This is a genomic window from Dinoroseobacter sp. S124A (assembly GCF_049801015.1).
Lineage (GTDB): Bacteria > Pseudomonadota > Alphaproteobacteria > Rhodobacterales > Rhodobacteraceae > Dinoroseobacter.
On sequence record NZ_JBNAGD010000005.1, the window covers coordinates 119,146 to 136,381 of the forward strand.

Consider the following 17,236-nt stretch of genomic DNA (forward strand, 5'->3'; position numbering starts at 1 on the left):
CGCGGCGATGAAACCGATCCGCCTGATGGCGGGGTTCATGACCGTGGGGCTCTGGACCATGGCGAGCCGGGTGCTGGGCTTTGTCCGCGACATCCTGCTGGCGAGCCTGCTCGGGGCGGGGCCGGTCGCGGATGCGTTCTTCGTCGCCTTCTCGCTGCCCAACATGTTCCGCCGGTTCTTTGCCGAGGGCGCGTTCAACATGGCCTTCGTGCCGATGTTTTCGAAGAAGCTCGAAGCCGGGGAGGATGCGGACGGCTTTGCCCGCGACGCGCTGTCCGGGCTGGCGCTGATCCTGATCGCCTTCACGCTGGTGGCATTGGCGGCCATGCCCTGGCTGGTGTTGGCTATGGCCTCGGGCTTTGCGGGGGATGCGCGGCTGGACCTCGCGGTCGGGTTCGGGCGGATCGTCTTCGTCTATATCCTGTTCATCTCGCTGGCCGCGCTCCTATCCGGGGTGCTCAACGCGACGGGGCGTTTCGCGGCGGCGGCGGCGGCGCCGATCCTGCTGAATGTGGTGCTGATCACCGTGCTGCTGATCGCCCAGACCGGTGTGCTGGCCGAGACGCTGACCCTGCCCGCCCCCGGTGGGGCCGAGATCGCCGGGCTGCATCACGGGACCATGCTGGCCATCGGCGTGGTGATCGCGGGGATCGCACAGCTCTGGCTGCTCTGGCGGTCCGCGGCACAGGCCGGGTTTGACCTGCGCCCGCGCCGCCCGCGGATGACGCCCGAGCTCAGGCGTCTGGCCATCATCGCCGCCCCCGCGGCCCTTGCCGGGGGCGTGGTGCAGGTCAATCTGCTGGTCGGGCGGCAGGTGGCGAGCTTCTTCGACGGGGCGATTGCCTGGCTGACCTATGCGGACCGGCTTTATCAACTACCCCTCGGGGTGGTGGGTATCGCCATCGGCGTGGTGCTGTTGCCAGATCTGTCGCGCCGCTTGCAGGCGGGCGATACTGCCGGGGGGCGCGATGCGTTCAACCGGGCGGGCGAGATCTGCCTGACGCTCACGGTGCCCGCTGCCGTGGCGCTGGTCGCGATCCCCGAGGCGCTGATCTCGGTCCTGTTCGAGCGCGGGCGCTTCACCGCCGAGGACACCGCCGCCACCGCGCTCGCCGTTGCGGTCTATGGCATCGGCCTGCCGGCCTTTGTGCTGCAAAAGGTGTTCCAACCGCTCTATTTCGCGCGCGAGGATACGCGCACCCCCCTGCGCTTCGCGCTCTGGGCCATGGTGGTGAACGCGGTCGTGGCGGTCTGCCTTGCGCCGGTCATCGGCTATATCGCCGCCGCGCTCGGGGCGACGCTGGCGGGCTGGGCCATGGTCTGGCTCCTCTGGCGCGGCACCCGCAGCCTTGGCGAGGCTGCGGCCATCGACGCGCGCTTTGCCCAGCGGATCTGGCGGATCGTGCTGGCCTCGCTGGCCATGGGCGCGCTGCTCTGGGGGGCGGAGATGCTGCTGGCCGAGGCGCTGCGCACGCCGACCCTGCGCTACGGGGCGCTGGCCCTGCTGGTGGGATTCGGGATTGTGAGCTACGGCGTGATCGGCCACCTGATCGGGGCCTTCCGGATCTCCGAGATCAAGGGCGCCCTGCGCCGCAAGCGCGCCTGAGGCGTCGCCCCTAGCGCTTGCGCAGTTTGGCCAGCACGCGGTTCCAGCCGCCCGGCACCAGCACGAAGCTAAGCCCGAACCCGGCGACGAACCCGCTCAGATCCGCGACCCAATCCATGCCCACCTCGAAGAAGATCGCAAAGATCAGCTGGATTCCCAGCAACATCCCGATCAGCGAGAAGGCCCGGTATTGCTGCCCCCCGGTGGCGATCAGCGACACCCAGAGCAGGAACGTATAGGCCCCGATCAACCCGTACACCCCGGGATACCCCCCGATCAGCGGCAGTTCTGCATCCAGCAGCAGCCCGTAGACCAGCGCCCCGGCAATGGCCGAGGCCCAGAAGATCGTCAGGAAGGCGAGCCCGCCGAACACCTCGGACACCATCTTGCCCATGGCCAGCACGAAGATCGCGACAAAGACCGCATGGGTCAGGCTCGCATGGATCAGCGGATAGGTCAGAAAGCGCGCCATCTGCTCGGGCGGGAAGCGGCCATTGGCCAGCATCCAGTCAAAGACCTGATCCACGAAGCCGAAATCCCGGATCGCCGCAAGGCGCCAGCCCACAGCCTCGGGTCCCCCGAGGATCCCCCGTGCGCCGAGGCTGAACAGCGCCTCGATCCCGATCACCACAACGGCAAGGGCCACCACCAGCGGCGGCAGCGGATTGAAGGGCGATTCCGGGGTGGGTGTCATCTTGCTTGCGGGCCTTTGCGTCACGGCGGCTGGTTGACGAGTGCTGGGGCCATGGGTAAGCGACGCAACGGGGCGCGTCCAGCCCGCCCAGCCCCGGAAGACCGACCACAGGACCCACCGCGCACGCACCGTGCCCCGCCGCCAGATCGAAAGGCCCGCCATGACCGAGACCGAAACCAGCTTCACCCCGCGGGTCTTCTCCGGCATCCAGCCCTCGGGTGGTCTGACCCTGGGCAACTACCTGGGCGCGATCAAACGCTTCGTGGACATGCAGGAAAGCGGCATCCAGACCCTATATTGCATGGTCGACCTGCACGCGATCACCGTCTGGCAGGACCCCGCGGACCTGACGCGCAACACGCGTGAGCTGGCCGCGGGCTATCTCGCCGCCGGGATTGATCCGAGCAAGTCCATGCTCTTCAACCAAAGCCAGGTGCCCGAGCACGCCCAGCTCGGCTGGATCTTCAACTGCGTGGCGCGGATGGGCTGGATGAAGCGGATGACCCAGTTCAAGGACAAGGCGGGCAAGAATGCCGAGAACGCCTCGCTGGGCCTGTTTGGCTATCCGGCGCTGATGGCCGCGGACATCCTGATCTATCACGCGACCCATGTGCCCGTGGGCGAGGACCAGAAGCAGCATATCGAGCTGACCCGGGACATTGCCGCGAAGTTCAACCACGATTTCGGCGTCGATTTCTTTCCGCTGACCGAGCCGGTGATCGAAGGCGCGGCCACACGGGTGATGTCCCTGCGCGACGGGTCCAAGAAGATGTCGAAATCCGACCCTTCGGATATGAGCCGGATCAACATGACCGATGACGCGGACACGATCGCCAAGAAGATCCGCAAGGCCAAGACCGATCCCGAGCCCCTGCCCGAGACCGCCGAAGGCCTCAAGGAACGTCCCGAAGCGCGCAACCTCGTGAATATCTACGCCGCCCTGTCGGATCAGAGCGTGGATGCGGTGATCGCCGAGCATGCAGGCGCGCAATTCGGCGCCTTCAAGCCGGCGCTGGTGGATCTGGCCGTGGACAGGCTCGCCCCGATCTCGACCGAAATGGCGCGGCTGATGAATGACCCCGCCGAGATCGACCGCCTGCTGGGTCAGGGGGCTGCGCAGGCCCGCGAGATCGCGACGCCGATCCTCGACAAGACCTATGACATCGTCGGCATGGTTCGGAGCTGAGACACACAAATTCGCACAAAGGGCGTGCTGTGCTGCGCCTTTTGTGACCAGGCGCAGAGCTTTAGGTTCCTTGCTGAAAGGAGACCTGCCATGTCTGCGACCGATCTCGACACTGCCCCCAGCCGGACGCCCGCCCATGGGGCGCCGGTGCCCACGCTGGGTCATGTCCACCTCAAGGTGGCCAATCTGGACCGGGCTCTGGGTTTTTACCGCGACCTGCTCGGCTTTGAGTTGATGGAGCGGATGGGCGAGGACGCGGCCTTCCTCGCCTCGGATGGCTACCACCACCATCTCGCCCTCAACACCTGGGAGACCCGGGATGCCAGCCCCCCGCCCGCGGGCCATACCGGGCTCTATCATACGGCGTTTCTCTACAAGGACCGGGCAGATCTGGGCGCGGTGGTTCAACGGGTCCTCGATGCGGGCTACCGACTCGATGGGGCGGCGGATCACGGGGTAAGCGAGGCCGTCTACCTGCGCGATCCCGACGAAAACGGCGTCGAGCTCTATCGCGACCGCCCCCGGAGCGCCTGGCCGCGCAAACCGGATGGATCGATCAAACTATCGAACCAGCGTCTTGATATCGCGGCGCTTTTGGCAGAGGCGCGCAGGGAACAATCCTAGCGCCTACACAAAACTGTTGCGATTTGCGCATATCGGATATGCGCATAGGGGTTGGCAAACGCGCGCGCATCCTCTAACTAACACGCTCCGACAAAAATCGTGGAGGCAACCATGGCGTATCTGAACGCAAAACCGCAATCCGTGCGGTCTGTACCGACGACCCCGAGTGAAAAGTCCGTATCCCCGGACGAGGTCGTCAAAACCCCGGCTGGCCCGGGTACCATGAATTACCAGCTGGGTTTCGCCGCAGGCTGAGACCCGCCTATGAGTTTTGGCGAGGCGGCCCGGACCGCCTCGCCCCATACGACCCCTGCCCCTGAAGACCGCTTCGACGCGCTTCCCGGCCCCCTCCCGAAAATCGATGGACCTCGCCCCCCGACGCCCCTAGCGTGCGGCCCAGGAGGACGCGACATGGCGACGGGCACCAATATCCACACCTATTTCGAAGGCCGCTGGCACAAAGGCGATGTCCCGATCATGCGCGCGGCGGATCACGGATCTTGGCTCGGCAGCACGGTGTTCGACGGCGCACGCTATGTGAACGGGCTGGTCCCGGATCTGGAAGCCCACTGCGCCCGGGTCAATGCCTCTGCCGAGGCGCTGATGATCACGCCCACGGTCACCACCGCCGAGATGGTCGCGCTGACCCATGAGGGGCTGGCGCTCTATCCCAAGGACGCCGCCGTCTATATCCGCCCGATGTACTGGGCGCTCGATGGCGGACCGCTGGCGGTCGCGCCGAAAGAGGGCGCCACGGGCTTTGCGATCTGCCTCGAAGAGATCCCCATGGCCCCGCCCGAGGCCGCCACCACCCTGACCCGGACGCAGTTCCGCCGCCCGGTGCTGGAGGACAACCTGACCAATGCCAAGGCGGGCTGCCTCTATCCCAACAACGCGCGGATGCTGATGGAGGCGAGCCGCAAGGGGTTCGGCAATGCGCTGGTGGCCGACGCCATGGGCAATGTCGCCGAGAGCGCCACGTCGAACGTGTTCATCGTGCGCGACGGAACGGTCCTGACCCCGATCCCGAACGGCACGTTTCTGGCCGGGATCACCCGGGCCCGGCATATGGCGAACCTGCGGGCCGACGGGGTCGAGGTGGTCGAGACCGTGCTGAGCTTCGAGGATGTGACCGCCGCGGATGAGGTCTTTCTGACCGGCAACATGATGAAGATCACCCCGGTCACCGCCTTTGACGCGCGGCAGTACCAGGTGGGGCCAATCACACGCCGGGCGCGCGAACTCTATTGGGACTGGGCGCATTCGGCCTGACCTCAACGCGCGAGGTCCCGTGGCATATCCGTTGCCATCCCCCCCGGCATTCGCCATGATGAGCTTCGGACTGGAGGCCCCCAATGCGCAAGTTTCTCGTCGTTCTCGATGACAGCCGTGAATGTTTGAATGCCATGCGCTTTGCCGCAATGCGTGCCGCAAGCACCGGTGGCGGTGTGCAGATCCTGTCAGTGATTCCCCCCGACGAGTTCAACCACTGGATCGGCGTGAGCGAGGTAATGCGCGAAGAGAGCCGCGAGCGCATCGTCGCCCATTTCGAGGTGTTCGCGAAGTGGATGCGCGACAAGCAATCCATCGACCCCGAGCTTGTGATCCGCGAGGGCGAGCCTGTGGACGAGATCCTCGGCCAGATCACCTCCGACCGCGAGATCGGCGTGCTGGTGCTGGGCGCGGGCACGGGCCGCAAGGGCCCCGGGCCACTGGTCTCGGCGCTGGTGAAATCCTCGGGCACCCTGCCCGTGCCGCTCACCATCGTGCCGGGCGAGCTCAGCAAGGACCAGCTTGAGGCGGTCTGCTAGGCCCTGTCCCGCAGGCTTCGCCCCTTTTTCGCGCTTTGGGTGATTTAGAATCGTTCCAACTTCTTGACCCCGCGCGCCGGGCAGCGCATATAAGGGTCAACCCGAACGGAGGCCGTCCATGTTTATTCAGACCGAATCCACGCCGAACCCGGCGACCCTGAAATTCCTGCCCGGCCAGACCGTTCTGGAAACCGGCACTGCCGACTTCCCGTCGGTGGACGCCGCAAGCGCATCGCCCCTCGCAGGCCGCATCTTCGCAGTGGACGGAGTGACCGCCGTGTTCTTCGGAACCGACTTCGTCACTGTCACCAAGGCCGATGCGGTCGAGTGGGACCATATCAAGCCAGCCGTCCTCGGCGCCGTGATGGAACACTACCAATCCGGCGACGCGGTCATGACCGGAGAGGCCAGCGCGCCGGCCGGTCACGCCAGCCATGATGGGCCCGACTCCGCGATCGTGGGGCAGATCAAGGAACTGCTCGACACCCGCGTCCGCCCCGCCGTGGCGCAGGATGGTGGTGACATCACCTTCCACGGGTTTGATCGCGGCATCGTCTACCTGCATATGCAGGGGGCCTGCGCGGGCTGCCCCTCTTCGACCCTGACGCTGAAAATGGGGATCGAGAACCTGCTGCGCCACTACATTCCCGAGGTTCTGGAAGTCCGCCCCGTCGCGGCCTGACCCCTTTGGGACCGGTTCTTGCCTTCGATACCGCGGCCGCGCATTGCGCGGCTGCTTTGCTTTGGGACACCGAGATCCGCGTCTCGCGGATCGAGCCCATGGCCAGAGGGCAGGCCGAACGGCTGATGCCACTCCTCGAAGAGGTGCTGGCCGAGACCGGGATCGGCTGGGCCGATCTGACCGCGCTCGGCGTCGGGATCGGACCGGGCAACTTCACCGGCATCCGGATCTCCGTGGCGGCGGCGCGCGGGCTCGGGCTGGGTCTCGCGGTGCCGGTAGTCGGCGTATCGACGCTGGAGGCGCTGGCGCTCGGGGCCGAGGGCCCCGCGCTGGTCAGCCTCGACGCCCGGCGCGGCAATGCTTATCTGCAAGGCTTTGGCGCGGATGGTACGGCGCTCGCCCCGCCGGTCATGGCCCCCGTCGAGACAGCCGCCCTGCCGGGGACCGGCCCTGCTCCGCTCTGCCTCGGTGATCTGGCGCCGGAGCTCGCCACCCGCAGCGGCGGGACGGTTGTCCCGCCCCGCCACCCCCTGCCCGAGGCCATCGCCCGCATCGCCGCCCGGCGCGCGCGCCCGGACCTGCCGCCACCCGCGCCGCTCTACCTGCGGCCCGCGGATGCGGCCCCGGCCAAACCCGCCCCGGCCCTGCTCACCCCGTGATGGAGCCGGTGGTCATGGCCGCGATCCACGCGGCCTCCTTCACCACCCCGCGGCCCTGGTCGGCGCTGGAATTCGCCGATCTTCTGGCCCGTCCCGACAGTTTTCAGGTGGCGGTCCCGGCGGGCTTTGCCATCGGCCAGTCCCTCGGCCCCGAGGTCGAACTGCTCACGCTCGCCGTGGACCCGGCCCAGCGCCGCCGGGGCCTCGCCCGGGCCCTGATGGGGGCCTTCCACGAGGCGGCCCGGACCCACGGCTCTGAGGATGCCTTTCTCGAGGTGGCTGCCGAAAACGCCCCGGCCCGCGCGCTTTACGCGGCCTGCGGCTACACGCAGGCGGGACGGCGACGGCGCTATTACCGGCACCCGAACGGCACCCGCAGCGACGCGCTGATCCTGCGACGGAGCCTTGCGCGGGACTGACGCAATGTCACCCGCCCAAGCCTCGGGCATTCGCCCGCAAATCGCGCGCCCGGACCCGGAATCCTGTTGACCTTACCCGGAGGCCCCGCCTTACTTGGCCCGATCATTCGATCTGCTTGTGCGTGCAGGGTGACCCGAGTCAGAGGCACCCGCAGCCCGAAACCAACTGGGAGACGTAAGATGACCATGATGCAGAAACTGCTCGGTGCCGCTGGGGCAATGGCGCTGTCCGCCGGCGCGGCCTATGCCGAGCCCGCGCTGATTTTCGATCTGGGCGGCAAGTTCGACAAATCCTTCAACGAGGCGGCCTATACCGGCGCCCAGCGCTGGGTCGAAGAGACCGGCGGCAGCTACCGCGAGATCGAGCTGACCTCCGAGGCCCAGCGCGAGCAGGCCCTGCGCCGCTTTGCCGAGGCGGGCAACAACCCCATTGTCATGACCGGCTTTGCCTTTGGCAACGTGCTGGGCGAGGTGGCACCGGATTACCCGGATACGAGCTTTGCGATCATCGACATGGTCGTGGACGCCCCGAATGTGCGCTCGGTTGTGTTCAACGAGCATGAGGGCTCATACCTCGTGGGCATGATGGCGGGCATGGCTTCGGAATCCGGCACCGTGGGCTTCATCGGCGGCATGGATATCCCGCTGATCCGCAAATTTGCCTGCGGCTATGCCCAGGGCGTCAAGGCGGCCAATCCCGAGGCCACCGTGATCGAGAACATGACCGGCACCACCCCGGCGGCCTGGAATGACCCGGTGAAGGGCGGCGAGCTGACCCGTGCCCAGATCAGCCAGGGCGCGGATGTGGTCTATGCCGCTGCGGGCGGTACCGGCGTCGGTGTGCTGCAGACCGCAGCCGATGAGGACATCCTCTCGATCGGCGTGGACAGCAACCAGAACTATCTCTTCCCGGGTGAGGTCCTGACCTCGATGCTCAAACGCGTGGACAACGCCGTCTATGAAGCCATGTCCGACGGCCCGGGCTTCGAGACCGGCTTCCGCGTGCTCGGCCTCGCCGAAGAGGGCGTTGGCTATGCGGTGGACGAGTTCAACGCAGATCTGGTCACAGAGGACATGATGGCCGCCGTGGAGGCCGCCAAGGCCAAGATCATCTCCGGCGAGATCACCGTCCATGACTACATGTCCGACAACACCTGCCCGGTGATGTAAACCAGACGCAGACGACACGACCGGTGCGCGCGGGCCCTCTGGCCTGCGCGCGCCAGACCAGAACGGGGTGGGGCATATGGCAGACACGCAGGCGCCCGCGATTGAACTTCGCGGCATTTCCAAAGCCTTCGGGCCGGTCCAGGCCAACAAGGACATCTCAATCCGGGTCATGCCCGGGACCATCCACGGGATCATCGGCGAGAATGGCGCGGGCAAGTCCACGCTGATGAGCATCCTCTACGGGTTCTACAAGGCCGATGCGGGCGAGATCTACATCAAGGGCGACCTGACCCAGATCCCCGACAGCCAGGCCGCGATCCGCGCCGGGATCGGCATGGTGTTCCAGCACTTCAAGCTGGTCGAGAATTTCACGGTGCTCGAGAATGTCGTGCTCGGCGCCGAAGAGGGCGCGCTGTTGCGCCCGTCGCTGGCCAAGGCGCGCAAGCTCCTCAAGGAGCTATCGGATGAATACGAGCTCAACGTGGATCCGGACGCCCTGATCGAAGATCTGAGCGTCGGCCACCAGCAGCGGGTCGAAATCCTCAAGGCGCTGTACCGCAAGGCCGACATCCTGATCCTGGACGAGCCCACGGGGGTGCTGACCCCGGCCGAGGCGGACCACCTGTTCCGGATCCTCGAAGGGCTCAAGGCCGAGGGCAAGACGATCATCCTGATCACCCACAAGCTGCGCGAGATCATGGAGACCACGGATACGGTCTCGGTCATGCGCCGCGGCCAGATGACCGCCACGGTCAAAACCGCCGAGACCAGCCCGGAACAGCTCGCCGAGCTGATGGTGGGGCGCAAGGTTCTGCTGCGGGTGGACAAGACCCCGGCCCAGCCCGGCGCCCCGATCCTGCAGGTCGAGAACCTGCGCGTGGTCGATGACCAGGGGGTCGAGCGGGTCAAGGGGATCTCCTTTGACGTGCGCGCGGGCGAGGTGCTGGGCATTGCCGGGGTGGCCGGGAACGGCCAGTCCGAATTGCTCGAAGTGCTGGGCGGGATGATCACCGCCACGGGCCGCGTGGTCCTGAACGGGACCGAGATCGACCTGAGCGGCAAGCATTCCAACGGCAAGACCCGGCGCGCGCGCGGCATCGCCCATGTGCCCGAGGATCGGCAGGCCGAGGGCCTGATCATGGAATACCACGCCTGGGAAAACGTCGCCCTCGGCTATCACGAGGACCCCGCCTTCAATCGCGGTTTCCTGATGGATAACAAGGCGATCCGTACCGATGCCGAGGGCAAGATCGCCCGGTTCGACGTGCGCCCCGCCAATTGCTGGCTCTCGGCCAAGAACTTCTCCGGCGGCAACCAGCAAAAGATCGTGCTCGCGCGCGAGATCGAACGCAACCCCGAGCTTCTGCTCGTGGGGCAGCCGACCCGCGGCGTGGATATCGGCGCGATCGAATTCATCCACCAGCAGATCATCGCCCTGCGCGACGCGGGCAAGGCCATCCTTTTGGTCTCGGTCGAGCTCGAAGAGATCCTCGCCCTCTCGGACCGGGTCGCGGTGATGTTCGACGGCCAGATCATGGGCGAACGCCCGGCCCATGCCACGGACGAAAAGGAGCTCGGGCTCCTGATGGCCGGGATCACTGACACCCAGACGGAGGTTGCCTGACATGGACCGCATGCCGAAATGGGCCGATGCCCTGCTGGTGCCCCTGCTCAGCGTTCTGATCGCCTTCGTGATCTCCGGGCTGGTGATCGTGGCCATTGGCGAGAACCCGTGGGAAGCGCTCAAACTGATGATCACGGGCGCGCTCGGCTCCACCTATGGCTGGGGCTATACCCTTTATTACGCGACGAATTTCATCTTCACCGGCCTCGCGGTCGCCGTCGCTTTCCACGCCCGGATGTTCAATATCGGCGGCGAGGGTCAGGCCATGCTGGGCGGGCTCGGCGTGGCGCTGGTCTGTCTCTACCTGCCCCTGCCCCACTGGATCCTGATCCTGCCTGTGGCGATCATCGGCGGCGCGGTCTTTGGCGCGGCCTGGGCGGCGATCCCCGCCTATCTGCAGGCAAAGCGCGGCAGCCATATCGTGATCACGACGATCATGTTCAACTTCATTGGGGCCGCTCTGCTGAACTACCTCTTGGTCAATGTCCTGCGCCCCGAGGGGAACATGGATCCGGCCACGGCGAAATTCCCCGAGGGCAGCCACCTGCCGACGCTCCATGATCTGCTGGCTCCGCTGGGGATCGAGTTCTCGCGTTCGGCCCCGGCCAATGTCAGCCTGCTGATCGCGCTCTTGGCCTGCTACCTCTTCTGGCTGCTGATCTGGCGCACGCGGCTCGGTTACGAGATCCGGACCTATGGCAATTCCGAGACCGCCGCCGTCTATGCGGGCTACGGGCCGACCAAGATCATCATGGCCGCCATGCTGATTTCCGGCGGGCTTGCGGGCATGATGGCGATCAACAACGTGATGGGCGAGGCCGAGCGGCTGGTGCTCAACGCGGTCGAGGGCGCGGGCTTCATCGGCATCGCCGTGGCGCTGATGGGGCGTTCCCACCCGGTGGGCGTGTTCCTTGCCGCGATCCTTTTCGGCTTCCTCTATCAGGGCGGCGCCGAGCTGGCGCTCTGGACCAGCATCCCGCGCGAGCTGATCGTGGTGATCCAGGCCCTCGTGATCCTCTTTACCGGCGCGCTGGACAACATGGTCCGGATGCCGGTCGAGAAGGTCTTCATGGCGCTGAACAAGCGCAAGGCCGCCAAAGCCGCCTCGGAGCCCGCGGAATGACCGGCCCGATCTGGGACTACATGCCCGCGCTGCTCGCGGCTTGGGGCATCCAGCTGGTCGGGGTCATGTCCCCCGGCCCCGCGGTGGCCCTGCTCCTCGGGGTTGGGACCACGCAAGGGGCCCGGGCGGCCCTGCTGACCTGCGCCGGGATCGGCAGTGCGGCCATCGTCCTGTCGCTCGCCACGGTGCTCGGCCTGACGGTGATCTTCGCGCAACTGGCCGAGGCCGTGCTGGTCCTGAAACTGATCGGCGCGGGCTATCTCGCCTGGCTGGCCTATGGCGCGTTTCGCCGGGCCGCGAGCCCGCCCCCACCGCCCAGCGCAACCACGGTGCAGGCCTCGGCCCGCCGGCTCGCCCTGCGGGGCTTTCTGCTGCAGGTCACGACCCCCAAGGCGATCTTCTTCTGGATCGCCATCGCGAGCCTTGGTGGACTGGCCGCCGCCCCCTGGCCCGTGATCGCGGTCTTCGTTGCCGGAGCCTTCCTGAATTCCTTTATCGGCCACGGGCTCTGGGGGTTGGTCTTTGCCTCCCCGCCCATGCGGCGCCTCTACCTCTCGGGGCGGCGTTGGGTCGAGGGCGCGCTGGGCGCGTTCTTCGCCTTTGCCAGCTTCAAACTTCTGACGACGAGGATCTGAGCCATGGATTTCGCCACCCTCCTGCAGGTCCTCGACAGCACGATCCGCCTCGCGACCCCGCTCCTGCTGGCCTGCCTCGCCGGGCTCTTCTCGGAGCGGGCGGGGATCTTCGATATCGGGCTGGAGGGCAAGATGCTCGCCGCTGCCTTCCTGTCGGCGGCCGTCGCGGCGGTCACAGGCTCGGTCTGGGTCGGGCTCTTGGCGGGGATCTTTGCCGCGCTTTTGTTCTCGGCGATCCACGGGCTGGCCTCGATCACCTTTCGCGGCAACCAGCTGATCTCGGGCGTGGCGATCAACTTCCTCGCCGCCGGGCTGACGGTCCTGATCGCCCAGAGCTGGTTCAGCCAGGGCGGACGCACGCCCTCCCTCCTCGGTGGCGCACGGTTCGAGCCGATCACCCTGCCCTTTGCCGAGGCGCTGCAAGGCGTGCCGATCTTCGGACCGATCTATTACGAGCTGATCTCGGGCCACACTATCCTCGTCTATGTCGCGATGCTGGCCGTCCCCGCGACCTGGTACATCCTGTTCCGGACCCGGTTCGGTCTGCGCCTGCGCGCGGTGGGCGAGAACCCGGCCGCCGTGGACACCGCCGGGATCTCGGTCGTGGGCCTGCGCTATGCGGCTGTCGGGATCTGCGGCCTGCTTTGCGGGCTGGCGGGCGCCTATCTGGCCACCGGCCTCTCGGCGGGCTTCGTCAAGGACATGACGGCAGGTCGGGGCTACATCGCCCTCGCCGCCCTGATCTTTGCGAAATGGCGCCCCTGGTACGCGCTCATGGCCTGCCTGCTCTTCGGGTTTCTCGAGGCCATCGCCAACCGCTTCCAGAATATCGAGATCCTGAGCATCCCGATTCCGGTGCAGCTCATGCAGGCGCTTCCCTATATTCTGACGGTCGTGATCCTCGCCGGGTTCGTTGGCAAGGCAATCCCCCCTCGCGCAGGTGGGGAACCCTATGTTAAGGAGCGCTAAGCCAATCTGCGTCGGTGCGCCCATTGCGTCCGACGTACCGCCACGACTAAGCTGAGCCATGCAAATTTACCTCCCCATTGCCGAGGTTTCGGTTAACGCGTTCCTACTTCTGGGACTGGGGGGGATCGTCGGGGTCCTCTCGGGCATGTTTGGCGTCGGGGGCGGGTTCCTGATGACGCCGCTTCTGTTCTTTATCGGCATTCCGCCCGCCGTGGCCGTCGCGACCGAGGCGAATCAGATCGTCGCCTCCTCCTTCTCCGGCGTGCTCGCCCATCTCAGGCGAAAGACCGTGGATCTCCGAATGGGGACCGTCCTGCTGGTGGGCGGTCTCTTGGGCGCCGCGGTCGGTGTGGTCCTGTTCAACTACCTGAAATCGCTGGGCCAGGTCGATCTGCTGGTGAAGCTCTGCTACGTGGTCTTCCTAGGCGTGGTCGGCAGCCTGATGTTCGTCGAGAGCCTGAATGCGATCCGCAAGTCCAAGAAATCCGGCGGCGCCCCGCCCGCACGGCGGCAGCGCGGCTGGGTGCACAGCCTGCCCTTCAAGATGCGGTTCCGGACCTCGGGCCTCTATATCTCGGTGATCCCACCGCTGATCGTGGGCTTCTTTGTCGGCATCCTCGCGGCGATCATGGGTGTGGGCGGCGGCTTCATCATGGTGCCCGCGATGATCTACGTGCTGGGCATGCCCACCAAGGTGGTGGTCGGGACCTCGCTCTTCCAGATCATCTTTGTGACCGCCTTCACCACGCTGCTCCATGCGACCACGAACTTCACCGTCGACATGGCGCTTGCGGTGCTCCTGCTGATCGGGGGCGTGATCGGCGCCCAGATCGGCACCGCCATCGGCACTAAGCTCAAGGCCGAGCAGCTCCGCGTACTGCTCGCGGCTCTCGTGCTGCTGGTCTGTGGCAAGCTGGCCTTCGACCTGCTGGTGATGCCGTCCGAGCTCTATTCCATCGGCGCAGGGGGGCATTGATGTGATCCTGCGCAGTCTTCTCCTGCTCCTGCTGCTGGCCCTGCCCCTGCAGGCTGAAACCGTCGTCGCCGATCTGAGCCAGACCCGCGTTTCGATCACCGCGAATTTCGACGGCTCCGAGATCCTGATCTATGGCGCGGTGAAACGCGAAACCGAGATCCCGCCCGAGAACGATCTGGGCGTGATCATCGCCGTCGAGGGACCGCCCGAGCCGGTCACGATCCGGCGCAAATCCAAGGTGGCGGGCATCTGGGTGAACACGGCAGCTGCCGAGATCGACGCGGCCCCGACCTTCTACGCGGTGGCCACCTCGGCGCCGCTGGACAAGATCCTGAGCCAGACCGAAGACCTGCGCCACAAGATCACGACGCGGACAGCGATCCGCGCCATCGATAGCGGTGCCGCCGAAGAGCTTGACCAGTTCACCGATGCGCTGGTGCGGATCCGGGCCAGCGAAGACCTCTACCAGACCCGGGAATCCGCGGTGCTGCTGCGGTCGCAAACGCTGTTTTCCACCGAGTTCGCCCTGCCGGCGAACCTCACCGAAGGCAGCTACCGCACGCGAATCTTCCTCACCCGCAACAAGCAGGTGATCGACGAGTTCGAGACCGCCATCGATGTGCGCAAGGTCGGGTTGGAACGGTGGATCTACAACCTCGCCCATGAGCGTCCGCTCATCTACGGCCTGTTGTCTCTGGCGATTGCCATCGCCGCGGGGTGGAGCGCGTCAGCCGTGTTCCGCTATATCAAGGGCTAGGCTGGACCCAGCCCTAACCCCTTCCGATATAAGGCATTTTCGTCGCCATCAGGGTCATGAACTGGACATTCGCCTCCAGCGGCAGCGTGGCCATGGACCAGACCGCATCCGCAACCGCATCGGTCTCGATCATCGGGGTCGGCGGCTCCCCACGCGCGCGCGCGGCCGCGTCGATCCCCTCCAGAAGCTCGGTCCGGGCATTGCCGATATCGATCTGCCCGCAGGCGATCCCGAGGGGCCGCCCATCCAGCGAAAGCTGCCGCGTCAGCCCCGTGACCGCGTGCTTGGTCGCGGTGTAGCACACCGCCCCCTCGCGCGGCACATGAGCCGAGATCGAGCCATTGTTGATGATGCGCCCGCCCGCCGGATCCTGCCGCCGCATCCGCCCAAAAGCCGCTCGGGCGGCGAGAAACATCCCCGTCAGGTTCACCGCCAGGGCGCGATCCCAATCGGCCACGGGCACCTCGTCAATCATCGCTGCGGGCACGAAAATCCCGGCATTGTTGAACAGAACATCGAGCTGCCCGACCGCCGCGTCAAAGGCCGCGAACGCGGCCTCCACCGCCTCCGGATCCGAGACATCCGCGTTCAGAACATGCCCGTTCGCGCGCCCCGCCCGCACCGCGTCCAGCGCATCGGCCCGCCGCGCCAGCAGGCCCACCTGCCAGCCCTCGGCGAGAAACTTCTCGGCCACCGCGGCGCCAATACCGCCGCTCGCACCGGTGATCAGAATCGATTTGCTCATCGGGGATCCTCCTCCGTGGGCTCAAGGGTCAGTTTGGCAGGCGCAGCTTTCAGATCCGTTACGGACAGCGGCCCGTCCGGCCGCGCGAGCCGGGCCCGCGTCACCCAGATCAGCCGCTCCTGCGCGCGGGTGATCGCCACATAGGCCAGACGTTTCCACAAGGGCTGGCCCGCTTCGACCCGGCCGGCCCACGCCGCCGCCGAGAGGTCCGGCCCAAAGACCTGCACCGTATCCCATTGACTTCCCTGAGCTTTATGGATCGTCACCGCCGCCCCATGGAGGAACGTCGCCCCCATCCGCGCCGCGTAGGGAATGAAAGGCTCTTCCTCATCGGGCAGCTCGATCTTGACGATCGAGGCCGCCGAAACCTCGGGGGCCTCCGCCCCGACCACATGCAGCTTCGAAAAACCCGGCTTCCGCCCGGGCCCCAGATAGATCACCTGCGCGCCTTTGATCAGGCCGCGCGCCTCCAGATCGATCCGCTTTTTCCGGTGTTTCAGGGGCAGCTCCAGCCCATCGCAGATGAGCGGCTCGCCCTCGAGCAGCGCATCGGCAGGGGCATCATAGGCCGCCCGAAAGGCGTGGATCATCCGGATCCGCGTGGCATTCCGCCAGACCAGCGCGGGCGAGCGGGCCATCAGCGATGCCTCGACCCGACCCTGCACGACCACGCGCTCATCCCGCGCGGCGGCCTCCTCGATCATGCGCTCGAACCGGTTGAAATCGACCTCGGGATCGGCCAACGCATGGGCCAGATCGAGGATCGGGTTGTCTTCGGCCTGCCGGTGGATCCGGCTCAGGACTAGCTGCCGGGGCGCGGGCAATGTATCAAAAACCATCTTGCCCGACTGCCCCACCGGGGGCAGCTGGGCCGGGTCACCGAACAGGCATAGGGTCGGGAAAATCTCGCGCAGATCATCGAATTGTCGTTCGTCCAGCATCGAAGATTCGTCAACGAAACCAATGTCTAACGGGTCTTCACGCCGCTTCCAACCGGTGATGAAATCCGAACCCCGCAACCCTGCGGCGGCCAGCGCGCCGGGGATTGAGCTATGGGCCTCATAAAAGGTCTTGGCCCGGTCCAGCGCCTCATCCGTCAGCCCCTCGACCTCTGGCCTGTCGCCCGATCCGGCGAGCCAATCGGCGATCCGCTCGTATTCCGGATTATAGACCGGCGTATACAGGATCCGGTGGATCGTCGTGGCCGGAACCCCGCGCATCCGCAGCACCGAGGCGGCCTTGTTCGTGGGGGCCAGGATGGCGAGCGTGCGGCGATCCTTGCGGCGGCGGCCCTCCCAATCGCCCGAAACCACTTCGACCCCGGCCTTCACCAGATCATCGGCGAGCCGCGCCAGAAGCAGCGTCTTGCCCGATCCGGCCTTGCCCAGAACGGCGAGGACCGAAGAGGCGGCCCCCTCGCGCGGCGGCATCAGGGTTTCATCGGCCAGATCCACCCCAGCGGCAGCAAGGGCATCGGCGACCCGATCATAGGCATCGGCCTGATCGTCAGAGAAGATTACGGCGGGGGCGGTCATGGTGCGACACTAGCCAACGCC

The 17,236-nt window shown here is 66.4% G+C and carries 18 protein-coding genes; 15 read left to right on the plus strand and 3 right to left on the minus strand.

The features are described from left to right. Nucleotides 1-7 precede the first annotated feature (7 nt). Nucleotides 8-1,606 (plus strand): murein biosynthesis integral membrane protein MurJ, encoded by a 1,599-nt coding sequence (gene murJ, locus ACP15I_RS13635; protein WP_424975523.1) that lies wholly within the window; start codon nt 8-10, stop codon nt 1,604-1,606. A gap of 10 nt (nt 1,607-1,616) precedes the next feature. Here murJ and ACP15I_RS13640 read toward each other — a convergent pair whose 3' ends face one another. Continuing rightward, complete coding sequence (locus ACP15I_RS13640; RefSeq protein WP_424965079.1) at nt 1,617-2,300, minus strand: rhomboid family intramembrane serine protease; 684 nt, start codon at nt 2,298-2,300, stop codon at nt 1,617-1,619. 160 nt (nt 2,301-2,460) lie between these two features. Between ACP15I_RS13640 and trpS the strand changes: the two genes are divergently transcribed. The 14 genes from trpS to ACP15I_RS13710 all read left to right on the plus strand — a co-directional run bounded on the left by trpS (nt 2,461) and on the right by ACP15I_RS13710 (nt 14,935). After that, nucleotides 2,461-3,486: a tryptophan--tRNA ligase gene (trpS, locus tag ACP15I_RS13645; RefSeq protein WP_424965080.1), complete on the plus strand. Its 1,026-nt coding sequence runs from the start codon at nt 2,461-2,463 to the stop codon at nt 3,484-3,486. Nucleotides 3,487-3,576: 90 nt separating this feature from the next. After that, nucleotides 3,577-4,110 carry a VOC family protein gene (locus ACP15I_RS13650; protein WP_424975524.1) on the plus strand — a complete coding sequence of 178 codons (534 nt, stop codon included), beginning with the start codon at nt 3,577-3,579 and terminating at the stop codon, nt 4,108-4,110. Nucleotides 4,111-4,521: 411 nt separating this feature from the next. Next, the gene (locus ACP15I_RS13655) at nt 4,522-5,382 is read left to right on the plus strand and encodes a branched-chain amino acid aminotransferase (protein WP_424975525.1); all 861 of its coding nucleotides are present in this window, start codon (nt 4,522-4,524) and stop codon (nt 5,380-5,382) included. 83 nt (nt 5,383-5,465) lie between these two features. Next, a complete protein-coding gene (locus tag ACP15I_RS13660) occupies nt 5,466-5,921 on the plus strand; it encodes a universal stress protein (protein WP_424975526.1) in 456 nt (151 codons plus the stop codon). A 118-nt stretch (nt 5,922-6,039) separates the two neighbouring features. Further along, nucleotides 6,040-6,603, plus strand: a complete 564-nt coding sequence (locus tag ACP15I_RS13665; RefSeq protein WP_424965084.1) for a NifU family protein — start codon at nt 6,040-6,042, stop codon at nt 6,601-6,603. Then, on the plus strand, nt 6,600-7,262 hold the full coding sequence (gene tsaB / locus ACP15I_RS13670; protein WP_424975755.1) for a tRNA (adenosine(37)-N6)-threonylcarbamoyltransferase complex dimerization subunit type 1 TsaB: 663 nt from the start codon (nt 6,600-6,602) through the stop codon (nt 7,260-7,262). Before ACP15I_RS13665 ends, tsaB begins: the two co-directional genes overlap by 4 nt. Next, nucleotides 7,262-7,681, plus strand: a complete 420-nt coding sequence (locus tag ACP15I_RS13675) for a GNAT family N-acetyltransferase (protein WP_424975527.1) — start codon at nt 7,262-7,264, stop codon at nt 7,679-7,681. Before tsaB ends, ACP15I_RS13675 begins: the two co-directional genes overlap by 1 nt. Before the next feature lie 180 nt (nt 7,682-7,861). Continuing rightward, nucleotides 7,862-8,851, plus strand: a complete 990-nt coding sequence (locus ACP15I_RS13680) for a BMP family lipoprotein (RefSeq protein WP_424965086.1) — start codon at nt 7,862-7,864, stop codon at nt 8,849-8,851. 76 nt (nt 8,852-8,927) lie between these two features. After that, nucleotides 8,928-10,475, plus strand: a complete 1,548-nt coding sequence (locus ACP15I_RS13685) for an ABC transporter ATP-binding protein (RefSeq protein WP_424975528.1) — start codon at nt 8,928-8,930, stop codon at nt 10,473-10,475. 1 nt (nt 10,476) lies between these two features. Next, nucleotides 10,477-11,598, plus strand: a complete 1,122-nt coding sequence (locus ACP15I_RS13690) for an ABC transporter permease (RefSeq protein WP_424965088.1) — start codon at nt 10,477-10,479, stop codon at nt 11,596-11,598. Then, nucleotides 11,595-12,233 (plus strand): LysE family translocator, encoded by a 639-nt coding sequence (locus ACP15I_RS13695; protein WP_424975529.1) that lies wholly within the window; start codon nt 11,595-11,597, stop codon nt 12,231-12,233. The genes ACP15I_RS13690 and ACP15I_RS13695 overlap by 4 nt, the downstream gene beginning before the upstream one ends. 3 nt (nt 12,234-12,236) lie before the next feature. After that, the gene (locus ACP15I_RS13700; RefSeq protein ID WP_424965090.1) at nt 12,237-13,202 is read left to right on the plus strand and encodes an ABC transporter permease; all 966 of its coding nucleotides are present in this window, start codon (nt 12,237-12,239) and stop codon (nt 13,200-13,202) included. Nucleotides 13,203-13,260: 58 nt separating this feature from the next. Then, nucleotides 13,261-14,178, plus strand: a complete 918-nt coding sequence (locus tag ACP15I_RS13705) for a sulfite exporter TauE/SafE family protein (protein ID WP_424965091.1) — start codon at nt 13,261-13,263, stop codon at nt 14,176-14,178. A gap of 4 nt (nt 14,179-14,182) precedes the next feature. After that, the gene (locus ACP15I_RS13710; protein WP_424965422.1) at nt 14,183-14,935 is read left to right on the plus strand and encodes a TIGR02186 family protein; all 753 of its coding nucleotides are present in this window, start codon (nt 14,183-14,185) and stop codon (nt 14,933-14,935) included. A gap of 13 nt (nt 14,936-14,948) precedes the next feature. Here the strand turns inward: ACP15I_RS13710 and ACP15I_RS13715 are convergent, their stop codons facing one another. Next, nucleotides 14,949-15,680, minus strand: coding sequence for an SDR family oxidoreductase (locus ACP15I_RS13715; RefSeq protein ID WP_424975530.1), 732 nt, complete (start codon nt 15,678-15,680; stop codon nt 14,949-14,951). Further along, nucleotides 15,677-17,215, minus strand: coding sequence for an AAA family ATPase (locus ACP15I_RS13720; RefSeq protein ID WP_424975531.1), 1,539 nt, complete (start codon nt 17,213-17,215; stop codon nt 15,677-15,679). Before ACP15I_RS13720 ends, ACP15I_RS13715 begins: the two co-directional genes overlap by 4 nt. Between the last annotated feature and the right edge of the window lie 21 nt (nt 17,216-17,236).